Here is a 17,271-nt window from a genome sequence, read left to right as displayed (position 1 = left end):
TCACCATCCTCCGGAGTGGCCGGTGGATCTGCCGTTGGCCATCCAGCGCTTGGCGGTGGCGCGCAGCTCCCTCTCGATCTCCGGCAGCATACCCGGGTGCTCCCTGATGAAGCGTTCGAGATCCCTGGCGGCGGCCTTGAAGCCCTCGCCGTGCCGCCCGCTCTCGAAGCTGGTGTCGCCCCGGTACCGGTCGCGGATCTCACGCTTGACGGAGTTGGCCCACTCCGTCGGGGACAGCCAGCCGCAGGGGTACTTGGGACGCGGGCTGTTGTGGACGAGGACGTCGGTGCCGCCCTGGCCCACGTGGTAGGTGTGCGGACCGTCCACGCTGAGGTTGTGGACGCGCTGGCTGTCGCGGTGCTCGGTCTCCACCGCCGAGACCTGGACGAGGGTGCCCGCCGAGGTACGCAGCCACATGCCCGGCCGCAGCTCGGCGGCGGGCAGCCAGGTCTTCAGCGCGGGCACCCAGAACGGGTGGTTGTCGGTGGCGACCAGCACGCCGCCCGCGACACCCACCTTGACCAGGTCCTTGGCGCCCTGGCTGGTCATGGTGGCCACGACCGGCTGTGACGTCGTCTCGCCGGTGGCGGGGTCGGTCGCCAGGACCTTGTCGCCGACCGCGACGTCCTCGATGGCCTTGGCGCTGCCGTCGGCCATCCGTACCTTGGTGCCCGGCACGAAGCTGCTGGTCAGGCGGCAGGTCTTGCCGACGCTCTCCACCACCTCGTCGCCGTACTTGCCGAAGCGGGCGAACTTGGTGCCGCCGAAGGTGATCGAGCCGAGCGCGCCCTCCAGGCAGCCCTTGCCGAAGCCCCGGGCGTAGTCGCCGAAGGAGTGCTTGCGGCCGAGCAGCGCCCCGGCGACGGTGTTGACCAGGCCGTTGCCGACGCACGCGCCCACGGCCGCGACCACCTGCGGCGGGATCGTGCCGTCGGGGTCGGTGTAGTCGGCCGGGTCGCCGAGCGCGTACTCGTAGAGGTTGTAGCCGCCGCCGAAGCCGATGGTGTCCTCGGAGACGAAGCGCCGCAGCGACGGGGAGTACAGCCGGGACCTGTTGTCCTGCAGCCCGCCGGGGATCGGCGCGCCGGAGACGCGGCCGGTCCAGCGCAAGGTGTTGGGGTCGTCGGCCGCGGAGGAGGTGGTGGCGCCGAACAGGTCGTAGCCGTAGGTGGTGGTGATCTGGCCCGAGCCGTCGGTCAGGGCCAGCGTGGAGCCGAGCGCGTCGGGCAGCAGCCCCTGGACCTGGCCGTCGCCGCCGATCCTGGCGAGGGCCTCGTCCTGGCCGAAGCCGTTGAGGAAGGAGACGTCCGTCCCGCCGGGCCCGCTCTGGCCGATGAGGGCGTCGCCGTCGAAGCGGAAGCGGGTGGTGTCGGCGCCCGTGGTGCTGCCGACCCGGCGTCCTGCCGGATCGTAGCCGAGGGTCGTGGTGACGCTGCCGTCCGACACCGTCACGAGCTCGCCGCGGGCGTTCCAGGTGTAGGTGAAGACGCCGTCGGAGGTCAGGTTGCCGGCCGGGTCGTAGCCCAGGGTCCGGCCGCCGTTGCCGGTCAGCCGGTTGGCGTCGTCGTAGGTGAGGCCGGTCGCGGCGGCGGGCAGCTGGGCGCGTACGAGGGTGCCGCGCATCCGGGTCCGGCGCCCGAGCTGGTCGTAGGTGTAGGTCACGTCGCCGACGCCGGTGGTGCCGCGCTTGTAGCCGATCGAGGTCAGCAGGCCCGAGTCGTCGTAGCCGTAGGCGGCCGTGATGCCGCCGGGCAGGGACTTGGAGGTCATCCTCGCGTCGTCGTCATAGCCGTACACGGTGCTGACCGCGCCCCGGGTGACCGACTTGAGCAGGCCGTTGGGGAAGTAGTCGTAGCCGACCGCCGGTTGGCCCGAGGCGGTCATGGTCTTCAGCCGCCCGGCCGCGTCGTAGGTGTAGCCGACGCTCCCCGCCGAGCTGGTCTCGGAGGTCAGGTGGTCGAGGTCGTCGTAGCCGTAGGTGATCTTCCCGGCGCCGGTGGTGCTGTCGCTCAGCTCGCGGATGCGGCCTCTGTCGTCGTACAGGGCGCTCTGCGTCGACTCGTAGTTCTGGCCGTTCTTGCCGAAGCCGGTGAAGGTGGCGCGGCCGAGCTCGTCGTAGCGGTACTCGGTGACCTTGCCGCGCCGGTCGGTGACCGTGGACAGGCGGTTCATGCCGTCGTAGGTGAAGGTGTCCTTCGCGCCGAGCGGGTCGGTGCGTTCGAGCAGCCGGTCGGCGTCGTCGTAGCGGTAGGAGGTGATCTTCCCGCGGGCGTCCTTGACCGAGGTGATGTTGCCGTTCTCGTCGTAGCCGAAGATCGTCTCGTCGCCACCCGCGTCGGTGACGGACCTGAGCACGTCGGCCGCGTCATAGACGCGCCGGGTGGAGGTCCCGTCGGGGGCGATCGTCTCGATCACCCGGTTGGCCGCGTCCCGGACGAAACGCGTCTTGCGTCCCTCGGGGTCGGTCACCGTGCTCAGGGCGCCGTCGACGTAGTCGTAGGTGGTGACGCGTCCCTGCGGGGTGGTCTGGGTGCGCGGGTGGCCCTGGTCGTCGTAGCTGGTCTTCCAGGTACGGCCCATGGCGTCGGTGATCTGCTCGGGGTTGCCGCGTGTGTCGTACTTGAAGCGGGTGACGGCTCCCGTGGGGTCGGTCAGCGTGTCCGGCCTGCCGTACGGCGTGCCCTGGTAGGTGGCGTGGCCGGTCACGGTGGCCGAGCCCGCCGCGCCCTTGAGCTCCAAGGGGTTGCCCGCGGGGTCGTAGGTGATCGTGGTGGTGCGGCCGAGGCCGTCGTCGATCGTCCTGGGCAGGTCGCTGTCCGGGTCGCGGGTGATCCTGATGGTGTGCTCGCGGTCGGTGCCCGCCGCCTGGGTGTCGGTGGCCAGGTAACCGAGATCGTCGTAGGTGGTCTTGCGTACGGCGCCGTCCGGCTCGGTGACCTGGGCGGCGACGACGCGCGTGCCGTTGAGGGTGTAGCCGAAGGCATAGGTGCCCTGGCCCAGGATCGTCTGGGCGGCGACCCTGCCGTTGGCGTCGTAAACGTTGGTCAGGTAGGTGTGGTCGCGGGCGTCGGTGATGGCGTTCATCCGGCCCGCGGTGTCGTAGCCGTAGGTGGTGGTCTGGCCGGTGGGGCCGGTCACGGTCTTGAGCCGGTCGCCCTCGTAGCCGTACGTGACCGAGCGGCCCGCGTTGTCCTCCACCTTCGTGACCTTGTCGGCGGCGTCGTGCGAGTAGCTGAGCCAGAACCCGTTCGGCGAGCGGACCTCGGTGACCGGCCCGAGGTAGCTGCCGAAGCTGTTCTTGTACTTGCGCAGGATCTTGACGGTGTTGCCCTGCGGGTCACGGATCTCCTGCAGCGGCGCCTCGTCGCCGAAGACGTAGGTCATGCCGTTGCGCAGCTTGAGGTGCCAGCCGCCCGCGTTGCACCCGCCCACGTAGCGGAACCCGGACCCGGTGAACTCCGGAGAGGTGTCGCGCGCCTCGAAGACCGCGTCACAGAACCCGGTGCCCGGCGAGGTCCGCACGTAGTGCACCTGGGACCCGTCGGGGAAGTTGAGGTCGGCCTCCTGGTACTGCTTACGCGACGACAGGTACATGTTGTACAGGTCGTTGCTCCCGATGCCCATCGAGCGCTTGCGGGTGTCGCCCGGGTTGTAGCCGCGGTTGACGGTCAGCGGCATGACATCGTCGACCATGAGGTCGGTCTGGCTCAGGGTGAACAGCCCGCTGCCGAGGTCGACCGGGTCACCCGACGAGTTCAGGAACTTCAGCAGCCACTTCCACAGCGGCTCCTCGTTGCCCGGCACGTTGATCATGGCGCCGTCGAAGTCGGCGATCGCCGTCCCCGCGTCGGGGACGACCTGCCGGGCGGCCGGATCGACCTTGCCCGCGCCGAAGATCTCCCAGCCCTCGCCGCTCTTGTCATAGTGCCAGAAGTTGACCCGCTGCCCCGCCTGCAGTTTCAGGTAGTTCGGGTAGGTGATCTGGGCGGTGCCGCCCACCAGCCGGCCGCCCGCGGGCTGGACCGTGTAGTAGACGGGCACGCGCACGCCGTCCGGCATGGGGATCGGCGTGCGGTCCACCGGGATCGGCGTGATGCCGACGCGCCGTACGGGCTTGCCGTCGGCGTCCTCGATTGTCACGCCCGCCGGGATGCGCACCTCCAGGCCGGGCACGCCCGGGTTGGACAGCACGACCTCCTTGGTGGTCGGCGAGGGGATGTCGATCTCGTAGTCGGTGTCCAGGGCGGGCAGGTACGGCGTGTAGAACAGCTCGTTGCCGCCCGCCTTGAGCGGCACCTGCACGTCGAACACGCCGTACTTGAGCTTGCTCGTCGAGGCGCTGCGGCCGTCGATGCGCAGGCGGCGCACGCCCTGGCGCAGGTCGGTGAGCTGGAAGGCGCCGCGTGCGTCCGTGCGGGCCTCGCGGCCGTCGGCGCGCAGGGTGACGCCGGCCAGCGGCAGCCCCGCGGTGGTCTTCACGACACCGGTGAGGCTCGCGTCCTTGTGCTTCTTCGCGGTGTACGACGCCAGGGGCTCGCCGCGCTTCACCCCGTCGGGCAGCGGCTCCTTCTTCCGGGATTCCGTGGCCTGCTTGGCAGCGGCGGCGGCTGTCGCGACCCGGATGGTGGCCGCGCCCGTCTCGGCGTCCTTGGGGTTGATCTTGAAGGTGTACGTGCCGGCGGCGGTCAGGGTGGTGGTGTGGCTGCCGTTCTTGGACAGGCACGTGGTCCACAGGCGCGCGCCGGTGGGTGACCACAACTCCGTGGTGGTGCAGGTCGCGTATGTCTCGTCGATCATGGTGATCTTGACGGTCTGCCCGGCGGTGGCGGTGAAGGTGACCGCCGAGTTCTGTCCGGCCTTGGCCGTGGTGACCACGACGTCCGCGCCCCCGACCGTCGCCGCCTTCGTCACGTCGGCGGGCACGTCGACCAGGGTGACCGTGATCGTGCCGGTCCAGGCGTCCTTCGGGTCGAAGGCCAGCTTGTACGCCCCGGCGACGGGTAATTCCAGCGTGTCGATGTACTCGGCCGCCTGGTAGATGCACGTGTCCTTGGCCAGCTCGGTGCCGTCGGGCTTGAGCAGCCGCACCTCCAGGGCGCAGGCGGGCGCCCCGGCCGGAACGGCGAGCTTGACGAAGAGGCGATGGGCGGCCGTACCGGTGAACGTCACGGCCCCGCCCTGGCCCGGCTTGGCGATCGCCACCGCGGCCGGGGCGGCGTCCGGCGCGCTCGCCACGGCCACGTCGGCCGGGACGCCCGTCAACGCGAACGTCAGCGTGCCCGTCCAGGCGTCCTTCGGGTTGATCGTGAACCGGTAGGCGCCGTCGGCGGGCAGGGTGATCGTGTCGATGTACTCGGCCGCCTGGTAGATGCACGTGTCCTTGGCCAGCTCGGTGCCGTCGGGCTTGAGCAGCCGCACCTCCAGCCCGCAGGCGGGGGTGCCGGCCGGAAGGGTGAGCTTGGCGAAGATCCGCTGCCCTGTCGTGCCGGTGAAGGTCACCGCGGCGTCCTGGCCGGGCTTGGTGATCGCCACCGCGGCCGGGGCGGCGTCCGGCGAGGTCGCCACCACCACGTCGGCGGGCACGTTCAGCACCTGCAGCGTCGGAGTGCCCGTCCAGGCGTCCTTCGGGTTGACCGTGAACCGGTAGACGCCATCGGCCGGCAGGGTGACCGTGTCGAGGTACTCGGCCGCCTGGTAGAGGCAGGTGTCCCTGACCAGCTCGGTGCCGTCCGGGTTGAGCAGCCGCACATCCAGGCCGCACGTGGGCGTGCCCGCCGGGACGGTCACCTTGGCGAAGATCCGCTGCCCCGCCGTGCCGGTGAACGTCACCACTCCACCCTGGCCGGGCTTGGTGATCGCCACCGAAGCCGCGGCCGCGTCCGGCGAGGTCGCCACCACCACGTCGGCGGGCACGTTCAGCACCTGCAGCGTCGGGATGCCGGTCCAGGCGTCCTTCGGATTGACCGTGAACCGGTAGACACCATCGGCCGGCAGGGTGACCGTGTCGAGGTACTCGGCCGCCTGGTAGAGGCAGGTGCTCCTGAACATCTCCGTGCCGTCCGGCTTGAGCAGCCGCACGTCGAGGGCGCACGAGGGCGCGCCCGCCGGAATGGTGAGCTTGGTGAAGATCCGCTGCCCCGTCGTACCGGTGAACGTCACCGACCCGTTCTGGCCCGGCTTGACGATCGCCACGTTGGCCGGGGCCGCGTCCGGCGAGGTCTGCACGGCCACGTCGGCGGGCACGTTGATCACTGCCGCCTTGTACGGACCACCGGTGACCAGGCCCTTGGGATCGACGGCCACCCGGTACGTACCGGACACCGGCAGCGTGACCGTGTCGAGGAAGGAGTCGACCTGGTACACGCAGGTGTCCTTCACCAACTCGGTGCCGTCGGGGGCGCGCACGCCGGCGGCCACGTCGCAGGCCTTCGTGCCGGTCGGCATGCCGAGCTTGGTGAAGACCCGCTGGCCGGCCGTTCCGGTGAAGGTGAAGGCGGCCTGCTGGCCGGGGACGGTCGTGGTGAGGGTCCCCTGCGCCCCGTCCAGGGCGAGCTCGGTCGTGGCGTCGGCGACGGCGGAGGCCAGGACGTCCACCTTGCCGGTCTGGTCGTCCTGCGGGTCGAGCAGCACGGCGTAGGTCCCGGGCTTCGAGCCCTCCGGCAGTTCCCATTCCCACGTGCTGGAGCACATGCTCTGGCTGAGCAGCGTGGTCCCGTCGGGGCCGTACACGGTGATGGGCAGGCAGCCGGAGAAGGTCTCCCCGGACATGTAGAGCATGGCGCGCTGACCGGCCGCCACGTCGAACAGCGTCAGCGCGATCTGCTGCGCCGCGCCGACCGGGACCGAGGTGAGGGTGTTCTGCGCCAGCCGCAGCGCGCCGCCCGTGCCGATGTTGGCGGCCAGGTAGGGGGCGGGCGGGACGACCACGTCACCGGCGGAGACCGCGCTGCCGCCGGGGTTGACGACCTTCACGTGCCCGAAAGCGGGACCCGGCGGAAGCTTGACCTTCAGGTCACCCGTGGTGGCCTGCGTCACCTGGATCTTCGCTCCGTTGAGCGAGGTGACGTTACGGATCTTGTCCGCGTCGAAGCCGCTGCCGGGGACGGTGACCTCGGCTCCCGCGTCGCCGACCGTGATGCCCGTCAGGGAGACCGCGGGCTTGGGCCGGGTTCCGAGGACCTTGAAGCCCTTCCAGACGGCGGACTTGCCGCCGACCGTCACGGTGACGTCGCCCGAGGCGGCGCCGCCGGGGACCGTCACGGTGATGGTGTGGTCGGTGACGGCGCCGGGTGTCGCGGTGGCGCCGCCGAAGGAGACCGTCACCGCCGACTTGTCCGTGCCGAACGCGGTGCCGTAGATCGTCACGCCGGTGGCCGGGGTGGCGCTGGGCGGGGAGACCTGGGCGACGGCCAGCGTGCCGGCGGGCAGGTCGCGGACCTCGGTGATGTTGCCCGCGGGGTCGTGGCTGATCTTCGAACCGTCGCCCGGCTGGGCGAACACCCCGGTGACGCGGCCGTTGGCGTCGTGCGCGTACGAGACGTCGGCGGCCTGCGCGGGTGCCTGCCGCTGCTTGGCGGCCGGTTCAGCAGCGGGCTGCCCCCGCGTCGTGGCGGCGACCGGGACGGTGGTGAGGCGAGGTGGTGCGGCGGGCGGCGGGGGTGCCAGACCGGCGATTAAGGCAGCAACGACTAAACCCGCGATCACCCGCATGAGTACACTCCGCCTCAAATAATGATCAACCCGGGCAAACCATAAGGATCATTACAAACCCCCGTCAATGATCTCGGCCCAAGTTGTACGAAGCCCCAGCCCAGCAGCCTGATCCGGGGGAACCCGGCGGCCTAGAAGGCGTGCGCGTGCTCGGCCGCCCACGAGCGGAACGTGCGTGCCGCGGTCCCGGTCACCTCCTCCACGGTGGCGGTGACCGGCGCCGGACCGAGCGTCATCTCGGCCTGGGCGCGCAGGATGCCGTCCACGGCCGCGGCCGGCCAGCCGCGGGCCAGCATCTGCCGCCGGGCGTCCTCCGGCGAGGTCTCCTCCCAGCGCACGGGGTGGCCGATCGCCTCGCCGATGACGCGTACCTGCTCGGCCTGGGTCAGGGAGTGCGGCCCGGTCAGCTCGTACACGGCGCCGGCATGCCGGTCCTGGGTCAGTGCCCGCACCGCGACTGCGGCGATGTCCCGCTCGTGCACGACGGACATCGCGGCCTGACCGTACGGGCCACGCACCACTCCCCCGCCGCGAATCTGCTCGGCCCAGCGCAGGGCGTTGGCCGCGAAGGCGTGCGGGCGCAGAATCGTCCATCGCACCCCGGACCCGGCGATCAGCTCCTCGGCCTGCCGCTCATGGTCCCGCACAGCCGCCGACGACAGGTACACCACCCTGCGGGCCTCGGCCATCCCCTTGAGCACCGTCTCCAGCCCCTCGGCCGTGGCGAACGGCCAGACCAGGAACACCGCCTCGGCCTCGTCGAAAGCGGCATGCAGAGAATCAGGGACCGACAGGTCACCACGCACGCCCTCGACGGTCGGTGGCAGATCGACCGGGTCCCGGGTCAGCGCGCGAACCTCGACCCCGGTTTCCAGCAGCTGCGCCATCACCTGGCGGCCGACCGTGCCGGTCGCCCCCGTGACCAAAATCCGTTGCGCCATCCTGCGCCTCCCATCCATCAGTGGTTCTACTGATGGTCAACCGTAGGAGGAACAGATGAGATGACCAATGCTTAAAGGTCTGGCATTCATACGCAATCGTCTTCAGGCCGAAAGGCTCAGACGGCGATTCGGCCCAGACCGCGGTCGACGACCATGATCAGCAGGAACAGCGTCGCGGCGCCCATCATGACCCAGGCCAGTACGGCGGCAACGCATCCTTGGCCGAAATAAGCCGCCCATGCTCCTGGTGCTCGTCGATGCGGGCGTATTGCGCCGCAGAATCGGCGGCCCTGAACTGATGCGTGAGCAACTCGGCCATCTGCAAGTCCGGCGACTTCCACCTTCTGCCCTAAAATCATCCGCATCACGCTCCCCGTCGCTGGACGACGACAGGCGCTGATGGCCGCCCGCCGTCGAAGACAAGGAACGGGGAGATGGGACTCACCGCCCGACAGCTCAACCGGGCCACGCTCGCCCGGCAACTGCTGTTACGGCGCGAATCGCTGACCGTGGCCGACGCCGTCCGCCGACTCGTCGCCCTGCAGGCGCAGGAGGCCCCGTCTCCGTATGTCGCCCTGTGGAACCGGCTCACCGACTTCGAGGCGAAAGAGCTGGACGTCGCGTTCGCCGACCGCGAGGTGGTCAAGGCCACGCTGCTGCGCATTACGTTGCACGCGGTGCATGCCGAGGACTACCCCGACTTCCACACCGCGATGCGGCGCACGGTACGGGCAGCGCGGCTGGGCCATTCCCGTTTCACCTCGAGCGGACTGACCATCGCCGACGCCGATGCCCTCCTTCCCCATCTCGCGGAGTTCGTGGCCAGTCCGCGTACCAGCACCGAGATCGAGGGCTTCCTCAAGGACAGGTACGGGGAGCCCAAGCGGGGTGCGTGGTGGGCGCTGCGGACGTTCGCGCCTTTGCACCACGCGCCGACCGGTGGGCCGTGGTCGTTCGGCGCACGATCGTCATTCCTCGCCGCAGGCACCACCTCAGATCCGGAATCTGAGGACGAGTCCGTACAGCGACTGGTTCTGCGTTACCTACAGGCGTTCGGCCCCGCCTCGGTGCCGGACATGGCGCAGTTCACCCTGCTCAAGCGGTCGGTGCTGCGGCTGGCAGTGCAGGCTCTGGCCGGCCAGGTCGAGGAGCGGGAGGGGCCGGGAGGGGTGACGCTGTTCGACGTGCCCGGCGCACCGCTCCCGGCGGAGGACACCGTCGCCCCGCCCCGCCTGCTGCCGATGTGGGACAGCGTCCTGCTCGCCTACTCCGATCGCAGCCGCGTCATTCCGCCCGAATACCGCCCGATCGTCATCAGGCGCAACGGCGACGTCCTGCCGACCCTGCTCGTCGACGGCTACGTCGCCGGTGTGTGGCGCCCGGTCGAGGGCGGCATCGAAGCGACGGCATTCCACCGGCTGGACGAGGAGGTGTGGAAGGGGCTTGCAACGGAGGCCGCGGCACTGGCGGCCTTTCTGGCGGATCGCGGGTCCACTGTCTATCGCCGCTACGCCCACTGGTGGACCAAGCAGTTGCCGAGCGCCGAAGTCCGTTTACTCCCCAGCTAGGCCGTGACAGCACCACACAAAGATCGTTAGCGCCTGTCTCGGTCCACGATGTGCAACGGTACGTCCCGCTCGACCCGCTCCAGCACAGCGGCCGCGTTGCCGCCCTTGGCCGCGACGTACTCCGCCTCGGTCAGCGCAACGACCTGCAAGAACGTCACACGGCCGTGCGGGGTGTCCAGCACACCCAACTGCGGGTCGACGGCGAACGCGAGCGCCGCGAGTTCGGTTGGATCGTCCGCCTCCTGGTCCGGGCGGTCGTTGAACGTTCCCCGGGCCACGTGGATCGTGTGGCCGGGCGCGAACGGCCGCTCCGCGAAGACGTACCTGGCCAACTGCTGCAACAGCACGGCCGGCCACTTCGGCGGCGCTTCGTCCTGTGGGCCACGGGCCACCCGGATACTGAACTCGATCCCCCAGCCCGACTCCTCCGGGTCGTCGGTCACCTTCTCGTAGAGCTCGGACATCCCGAAGCTCACCAGGTGCCAGTGCGGTCGCGGCTCGTCCCGGGCGTAGATCCGGATCGCGTCCAACGGATCGGGACCGCCCGCCGAGTACGGCACGTCGGGCGCGAACGTCCCCACCGGTTCGGTGTCGCCGTAGAGATCGTGCAACGCCGTCTCGATCGCCGCCCAGCCGATCGCCTCCACGTCCGTGGAGATGACGATCTCGGCCCCTTCCGGTAGGTCCTTCACCTGCCCGTGGATCTGGCCGGCGACGTTGACGCTGACCACGAAGTCGATGGCGTCGATGTTGTCGACCGCGACCCGACCACCGGCGACCGGCGGGTGCTTGAAGTCGTAGACCTGTTCGGCGTCGGGGACGATCCCGGCACGTTCGGCTTCCTGGGCCAGCCCGGCCATCAGATACCGCTCCTGACCCTCCGGCGTGTCCAGCTCCGCTCGCAGCACCTCGACGCCGTCCCAGCACCGGGTCAGCGTGCCGTGCACGATGCTGAGGAACCAGCAGCCGTCGTCGGACCGGAGGAAGACATCCCCGAACGGGGACGCGAAGAGCGGCACCTTGTCTCCGATATCGGCCCACTGCCAGGCATCCAGGGCGCGCGCGTACTGCTCCGGCGAAAACGCTCGAATCATATTCACGCGGGGATCCAACCACAGTCTTGTTCGGCGAACACATCGTCGCTTCGGCCCTCTGACCGGGTAAGGGCGGCACATCACTATGCCGCTGCACGGCTCATCATCACCCCGTGGCTAGCGAACGAGGCCGCACCTCCATGGGGGTGACCGGGTCTGCCGATGCGATGCCCGCCTCAGGAAGCGGACCGATGAGTGACTTGGCGATCCAACAGGTCGTGCTGCGATAGTGGGCGGGTGCGCGTCGGCATCCTCGGTTCCCTGGTGCTGGAAACCGCTACCGGCCCGACGCCGGTCGGGGGCGCGCGGCTGCGGGCGTTGCTGGCCCGGCTGGTGCTGGACCCCGGGCGTGCCGTCCGGCCGGCGACCCTGGTCGAGGGGCTGTGGGGCGAGGCGGCATCGGCCGATCACCTGCACGCGCTGCAATCGCTGGTGTCCCGGTTGCGGCGCGTCCTGGGCGACCCCGGGCTGCTCACCTCGGGCCCGGACGGGTACCGGCTGGCGGTCGAGCCGGACGCGATTGACGCCGTCCGGTTCGAGCGGCTGGTCCGCGCGGGTCGGCGCTCGCACGCGCAGTCCCGGCCCGCCGAGGCGGCCGCCACCTTGCGCGAGGCTCTGAGCCTGTGGCGGGGCCCTGCTCTGGCGGACGTATGATCTCATGCGTTCGCATACAACCCGTACGTCCATGACGTTGAACTGGTGAGTACAATCGACGGCATGAGCACCACGCGCGGGCGGATCGACAAGCGGCAGGCGATCCTGGAGGGCGCGTTCACGGTGTTCGCCCGGCTGGGCTACGCGCAGGCGGGCGTGCAGGACATCGCCGCCGAGGCGGGCGTGGCCAAGCCGACGGTGTACAACCACATGACCGACAAGGCCACCCTGTTCAGACACGCCCTGGAGGCCGCCGCCCAGACCGTGCTGAGCGAGCGGCTGGCCGCCCTCGATCCGCTCGTCGCGCCCGGCGACGACCTGCCCGCCACGCTGGAGGGCGTCGCGTACGAGCTGCTCCGGCTGCACACCGACCAGCGATCGTGCTCGCTGAAACGGCTGCTCTACTCGGAGATCACCACGTTCCCCGACGCTCTCGACCTCGTCCTGGACAGCGGCCCCCATCGGCTCAACCAGGCCCTGGCCGACCGGCTGGCCCGGCTCGTGCTCTCCGGACGTCTGCGCGCCACGGATCCCGACCTGGCGGCCGAGCAGTTCATGGCCCTGCTGACCGGCCCCCTGGAGGCCCGTACCCGGATGGGGACGCAGCAGATCACCGACTCGGAGCTGCGGACCATGGCCCGCGCGGCCGTGGAGACGTTCGTCCGGGCTTGGAGCGCTTCCTAAGGCAGCGATAGGAAAACCCAATAGCCCACGCTCATGCCGTCCGCCGCGTATGCGGCGAAGCGCAAAATAGACCTGAGCGCCGTCGCGATCGTCGCCGACGACTTTTGATGGATCTGTTCGCGGACTATACGGCCGAGGAGCATTGCATCGCGATGAGCACGCCAGCCACGCCTGACCTGTTATGCGTGTCGCACTTAACCAAAACCTACTTCAACGTCCCCATACTGCAGGACGTCAGCTTTTCGCTTGTCCATGGTGAGGCAGTGGCCGTTGTCGGCCCCAATGGCTCCGGCAAGTCGACCTTGTTGAAGTGCGTTACGGGGATCGAGGATATCGACGACGGCACTGTTGAGCTGAATGGCGAGGCATGCGCGAACTCGACCTGTCATCGGCGGCGAACCAGCTTCCGATCACCCTGTCCAGCGGACAGCGTCACCGGCTCGGCCTCGCCGCCTGCTTCGTACGCCCGCGTCGCCTGCTCATCCTCGACGAGCCGGAGCAACGCCTGGACGCCAAGGGTCGGGCCTGGCTGGCATCCCGGCTGCGGGCGGAGAAGGAGGCCGGCGTCGGCATACTCTTCGCCTCCCACGATCGCGAGCTGGTCGACGCGGCGGCCGGCAGGACCATCGAGGTGGCGGCGTGACCGTGGTCGACGCCCAGGTGATCGTTCCGAAGGCCGGTCAGATCCGCAGGAGGAAGCGGTCCGGGAGACCGCGGCGGTCCATCGCGTACACGCTGTCCCTGCTGATCGAGCGGGCGCTCTACTTCGCGATTCTGGGCGGCCTGATCGTCGAGGTGGTCCGCTCAGGTCTCGGGCGGATCGACGAGGGCGGCGCGCCGCCCGAGTCGCTGCAGATGTCGGTGACGCAGCTGACCGCCGCGGTCATCACCGTCTTGTGCCTGGTGCTGCTCGCCAAGGCGCTGCTGGCATTCGGGCCCCTGTACGTCGGCGCGCCGGCGCGCACCTGGCTGCTCAGCACGCCGGTCGACAGAGCCGGCCTGCTCATCGGACATCTGGCCGCGGCCGTGGCGATCGGCATGGTCCTGTCCGTGACGCTCGGCTTCGTCTTCCTCGCCGTGACCCGCCTGGCGATTCCGCCGGCGCCCTGGTTCACGCTGTGGGCGGCCCTCGGCATCATCGAGACGTGTGTCTGTGTGCTGGCCGAGCAGGACAGCACCTCGGTACAGGTGGTGTACGTCAACATGAAGATCGCGACACCGCCGACCTGCTGCCGCATGGTCTGTGCGAGCAGGACGAGTCGTTGCCGTTCGGTGGAGTGCCCGCCGATCTCTCCGTTGAAGAACGACATCATCCGCTCGACGGTGGCCTCGCGGCCGTGACGCGCGCTTCCGGAGCCGGCGTCAGCCGATGTCAGCCCCAGGCTTTGCCCGCGGCGACGATGACGTCGCCGACCGAGTCGCGCTCGGACACCATGAACAGACGCGAGGCGGCCTCGGTCACCCACCTTTCGACGCCGTTGGCCATGGACAGACGCGAGGCGGCGGCCACATCGGTGCTGCTGAAGGGCATCGGCGGCCGTTACTTCGAAGCCTGCGACGAAGCCGAGGCGCCCCGCGCGATCCCCGGGCCGTCCCGCTTCGGACGGCCCGAGGAGTTCGCCGGCCTGGCCCTGCGCCTGGTGGCGACTGGTCGTGCCGCCAGGGCCGCGTGCGCGGGGCGGGATGGGTTTACCAGGTCACAGGGAGTTCGTAGACTCCGTACACCGCCCCATCGTGCTTGAACGGGATCTGCTCCAGGTCGGCGGCCAGGCGCAGGGTGGGGATGCGCTTGTAGAGGGTGTTGTAGGCGACCTGCAGCTCCATCCGGGCCAGCGGCTGGCCCAGGCACTGGTGGACGCCGAAGCCGAAGGCCACGTGGCGGCGGGCGTCGCGGCGGATGTCCAGCTCGTCGGGGTTGGGGAAGATCTCGGGGTCGCGGTTGCCGATGTCGTTCGGCATGATCAGCCCCTCCCCCGCCCGGATGGTCTGGCCGGCGATCTCGATGTCCTCCAGGGCGACCCTGCGGCGTCCGCTGTGGGTGATGTTGAGGTAGCGCAGCAGCTCTTCCACGGCCCCGGCGACCAGGTCCGGATCGTCGCCGGCGCGCAGCAGCGCGAGCTGGTCGGGGTTCTGCAGCAGGGCGCACGTGCCGAGGGCGATCATGTTGGCGGTGGTCTCGTGCCCGGCGATGAGCAGGAGAACGCCCATCTGCGCGGCTTCCATCTGCGACAGCTCACCGGTCTTGACCCGTTCGGCCAGCCGGGACAGCAGGTCGTCGGCGGGGTTGGCGAGTTTCTCGCCCACCAGGGCGTTCAGGTATTCGGCCAGCCGGGCGCTGGCAGCGGCGCGGACCTCCGGGGCGGTGCCGCGGTTGATCATGACCTTGCTGCTCTCCTGGAAGAAGTCGTGGTCGGCGTACGGGACGCCGAGCAGCTCGCAGATCACCAGCGACGGGACCGGCAGCGCGAACGCCTCCACCAGGTCCACCGGCTTCGGACCGGCCAGCAGGTCGTCGATCAGATCGTCCACGATCTTCTGTACGGCCGGCCGCATGCCCTCCACCCGCCTGACGGTGAACGGCGCCTGCACCATACGACGCAACCGGTGGTGCTCGGGGTCGTCCATCATGATGAAACTGGCGAACGACCCGTTCATGGGACCCTGCCTCGGGTAGCCAGGGCGGGAGAACTCGGCGCTGACCCTGGGATCGGCCAGGAGCGCCCGCTGCTCGGCGTAGGTGGTCACCATCCACGGCGTGCTGCCGTCCCACAGCCGGACCTTGGCCAGCGGCCCCTCCTTCTGCAGGGCCTGCAGGTTCGGCGGCGGGTCGAACGGGCAGCGCGCCGCCCTCGTGCCGGGGAACTCCGGGACTTCGGGGTGACTCAAGATCTCGGTCATGACTTACGTCCTTCCACACAAGGCTGGAGCCACGCTGGGCATCGGTTCCGGTATCGGGTCCACGTCCGACTCACCTGTCACGGGCGCCGTCCATATCGCACGATCGGCGTCGATCGGGCCGATCGCCGCACCGTGTCGGCTGGCGCGGCGCGGTGCGGGGTGCGGCCCTCGGCCAGTGCCCGTTCGTGGTCGGCGCACGTGTGCGTTCATCAGGGTGCTGGTCATGTGCTTGCGCTCGGCTCGCACCGGCGGCGGGAGGTCGGGAAGGCAGCGGTTCAGGCCGTCCAGGATCCGTACGAGCGCGGGAGAGGTGAGCGCCTCGTCGATATCGCGCCTCAACGGGACTCCTTCCGAACCGGCTCTCCTGCATTGTCAGTAAACTCTCGCCACCGGATTAAGTCAATTGCTTGATTTAACCTGATGGCGTCAACGATCCATGCTGATCAAACTTCGGCGGTGCCAGCCTGATCGCTTGCCCACTGCTGGGGCTGCGGACTACGGACTACGGGACTACGGGTGCGACCGGGAAGTTGCGAGCTGCGGGCTACTGATCACAGCTGGCCGCTGTTAGCCACGCGTGCTACTGACTGGCCTACTGCCCCTGCTGCTGCGTACCGCGAGCCGGGCCACTGCCCACGCTGCCCGCTGACCTACCCCAGGCTGGCCGATTGCCCGCTGCGTATCGCGGGTTGGCCTAACTGCCTGCTGCGTACTGCGGGTCGGCCTACTGTCCCGCTGCAGGCACTACGGGGTGGGCAGGCACCCCTGGCGCGCTGCGACAACCAGGAACTTCTCGTACGCGCCGCCGACCCCACGCACGCGCACACTATTTTGCGAAACTGGCCGACCTGGCACCTCGCTTGCGTTGGCGGTCAGAAACCCCGGCCGGCGGTCACCGACGGTCCTGGTGGACGGCCCTGGGCTCCAGGCAGGCGGCCACGAAAGATCCCGGCGGCCGGACTCGTCTCCCGAGGGCCGACTCCCGTACCGGGATGGATGGGTCCGATGCGCTCGTCGGCGCGGCCCGGCTCCGCGTGGCGAGGTCCGGGGAGACCGTGCTCGATGCCGTGGGGCCGACGAAGGAGGCCCTGCTGCGCCGATCGCCCCCAGCCCGCCACAGCGCGGTAGCGGCAGGGCGGTCGGCGCAGCGGTCAGCTCGCGCACATCACCCACTCCATCGCAAGGAGGAAGGTTCAGCCGGTGACCCGGGCCAGGAACTGGCCCTTGGCGTGCTCGTCGGTCTCCCGGGTGCCGTAACCGGTGGCCCGCAGGCCGCCGCCCGGCACAGCGCCGAGCTGCTTGATCCGGTAGTCGTCGAGCAGCGGCGGTTTCGGCGCCTGCTGCCAGGCGGTGCCGTTCCAGCGCAGCAGCACACCGACGCTGCGCGCGGTGGCGTCGTCCTGCCCGCTGCCTCCGGCCCACAGCTCGGTGCCGTTCCAGGCCAGTGAGGTGATGGAGGATCCGTACCAGCCGGTGATCGCCGGGGTCGGCGCCACCGTCCACGCGCTACCGTTCCAACGCATGGCGAACGCCTCGCGCTTCTTGACCGAAATGCCGTTGACCTCGTAGGTGGTCCGCTGACCGGCCGCCCACACCTCGCCGGGCCGCGCGGCCACCGCGTCCAGGGTGGTCTCGACCAGCGCTTCCTTCGGCGGATCCGGCAGCCGGGACCAGGTGTGGCCGTCCCAGTGCAGCACCAGGGTGTGCGCGTCGGCGCTCGGC

At 69.8% G+C, this 17,271-nt stretch carries 11 protein-coding genes and 1 pseudogene; 6 read left to right on the top strand and 6 right to left on the bottom strand.

All coding sequences use genetic code 11. From position 1 onward, the window contains the following. Together LDL49_RS02305 and LDL49_RS02300 are read right to left on the bottom strand one after the other, a co-directional pair. Positions 1-7,704: a polymorphic toxin-type HINT domain-containing protein gene (locus LDL49_RS02305; RefSeq protein ID WP_225289176.1), complete on the bottom strand. Its 7,704-nt coding sequence runs from the start codon at positions 7,702-7,704 to the stop codon at positions 1-3. Positions 7,705-7,841: 137 nt separating this feature from the next. Then, positions 7,842-8,651, bottom strand: coding sequence for an NAD(P)H-binding protein (locus tag LDL49_RS02300; protein ID WP_225289175.1), 810 nt, complete (start codon positions 8,649-8,651; stop codon positions 7,842-7,844). A 238-nt stretch (positions 8,652-8,889) separates the two neighbouring features. Between LDL49_RS02300 and LDL49_RS59030 the strand changes: the two genes are divergently transcribed. Both LDL49_RS59030 and LDL49_RS02290 read left to right on the top strand, forming a co-directional pair. After that, positions 8,890-9,051 (top strand): Scr1 family TA system antitoxin-like transcriptional regulator, encoded by a 162-nt coding sequence (locus LDL49_RS59030; protein WP_372470306.1) that lies wholly within the window; start codon positions 8,890-8,892, stop codon positions 9,049-9,051. A 34-nt stretch (positions 9,052-9,085) separates the two neighbouring features. Then, positions 9,086-10,219: a winged helix DNA-binding domain-containing protein gene (locus tag LDL49_RS02290; protein ID WP_225289174.1), complete on the top strand. Its 1,134-nt coding sequence runs from the start codon at positions 9,086-9,088 to the stop codon at positions 10,217-10,219. Between the two features lie 26 nt (positions 10,220-10,245). Here the strand turns inward: LDL49_RS02290 and LDL49_RS02285 are convergent, their stop codons facing one another. Then, on the bottom strand, positions 10,246-11,313 hold the full coding sequence (locus LDL49_RS02285) for a suppressor of fused domain protein (RefSeq protein ID WP_225289838.1): 1,068 nt from the start codon (positions 11,311-11,313) through the stop codon (positions 10,246-10,248). 237 nt (positions 11,314-11,550) lie between these two features. On the opposite strand from LDL49_RS02285, the gene LDL49_RS02280 reads away from it, so the two are divergent. The 4 genes and pseudogenes from LDL49_RS02280 to LDL49_RS02260 all read left to right on the top strand — a co-directional run bounded on the left by LDL49_RS02280 (position 11,551) and on the right by LDL49_RS02260 (position 13,992). After that, positions 11,551-11,967 (top strand): AfsR/SARP family transcriptional regulator, encoded by a 417-nt coding sequence (locus tag LDL49_RS02280; protein ID WP_225289173.1) that lies wholly within the window; start codon positions 11,551-11,553, stop codon positions 11,965-11,967. 63 nt (positions 11,968-12,030) lie between these two features. Beyond that, a complete protein-coding gene (locus LDL49_RS02275; RefSeq protein WP_225289172.1) occupies positions 12,031-12,651 on the top strand; it encodes a TetR/AcrR family transcriptional regulator in 621 nt (206 codons plus the stop codon). Between the two features lie 107 nt (positions 12,652-12,758). Further along, positions 12,759-13,294 (top strand): annotated as a pseudogene (locus LDL49_RS59835) (ABC transporter ATP-binding protein). Further along, complete coding sequence (locus tag LDL49_RS02260) at positions 13,291-13,992, top strand: DUF6297 family protein (protein ID WP_225289170.1); 702 nt, start codon at positions 13,291-13,293, stop codon at positions 13,990-13,992. The pseudogene LDL49_RS59835 and the gene LDL49_RS02260 overlap by 4 nt, the downstream one beginning before the upstream one ends. 31 nt (positions 13,993-14,023) lie before the next feature. Here the strand turns inward: LDL49_RS02260 and LDL49_RS02255 are convergent, their stop codons facing one another. The 3 genes from LDL49_RS02255 to LDL49_RS02245 all read right to left on the bottom strand — a co-directional run bounded on the left by LDL49_RS02255 (position 14,024) and on the right by LDL49_RS02245 (position 17,246). After that, entirely contained in the window at positions 14,024-14,182 is a 159-nt protein-coding gene (locus tag LDL49_RS02255; RefSeq protein ID WP_225289169.1) for a hypothetical protein, read from the bottom strand. A 158-nt stretch (positions 14,183-14,340) separates the two neighbouring features. Beyond that, positions 14,341-15,549, bottom strand: a complete 1,209-nt coding sequence (locus LDL49_RS02250) for a cytochrome P450 (protein ID WP_225289168.1) — start codon at positions 15,547-15,549, stop codon at positions 14,341-14,343. A gap of 1,193 nt (positions 15,550-16,742) precedes the next feature. After that, positions 16,743-17,246, bottom strand: a complete 504-nt coding sequence (locus LDL49_RS02245; RefSeq protein ID WP_225289167.1) for a hypothetical protein — start codon at positions 17,244-17,246, stop codon at positions 16,743-16,745. Positions 17,247-17,271 lie beyond the last annotated feature (25 nt).

Origin of the sequence: Nonomuraea aurantiaca, from assembly GCF_020215705.1 — a bacterium.
In the GTDB taxonomy this organism is placed as follows: domain Bacteria; phylum Actinomycetota; class Actinomycetes; order Streptosporangiales; family Streptosporangiaceae; genus Nonomuraea; species Nonomuraea aurantiaca.
The sequence above is the reverse complement of the archived record's forward strand: the minus strand, read 5'-3'. Positions and strand labels throughout refer to the sequence as shown.

Bases quoted from the DNA above. Each gene is read 5' to 3' on its own strand.
- LDL49_RS02300 (WP_225289175.1), bottom strand. From the start codon at position 8,651: ATGGCGCAACGGATTTTGGTCACGGGGGCGACCGGCACGGTCGGCCGC.
- LDL49_RS59030 (WP_372470306.1), top strand. From the start codon at position 8,890: ATGCTCCTGGTGCTCGTCGATGCGGGCGTATTGCGCCGCAGAATCGGC.
- LDL49_RS02290 (WP_225289174.1), top strand. From the start codon at position 9,086: ATGGGACTCACCGCCCGACAGCTCAACCGGGCCACGCTCGCCCGGCAA.
- LDL49_RS02285 (WP_225289838.1), bottom strand. From the start codon at position 11,313: ATGATTCGAGCGTTTTCGCCGGAGCAGTACGCGCGCGCCCTGGATGCC.
- LDL49_RS02275 (WP_225289172.1), top strand. From the start codon at position 12,031: ATGAGCACCACGCGCGGGCGGATCGACAAGCGGCAGGCGATCCTGGAG.
- LDL49_RS02255 (WP_225289169.1), bottom strand. From the start codon at position 14,182: ATGCCCTTCAGCAGCACCGATGTGGCCGCCGCCTCGCGTCTGTCCATG.
- LDL49_RS02250 (WP_225289168.1), bottom strand. From the start codon at position 15,549: ATGACCGAGATCTTGAGTCACCCCGAAGTCCCGGAGTTCCCCGGCACG.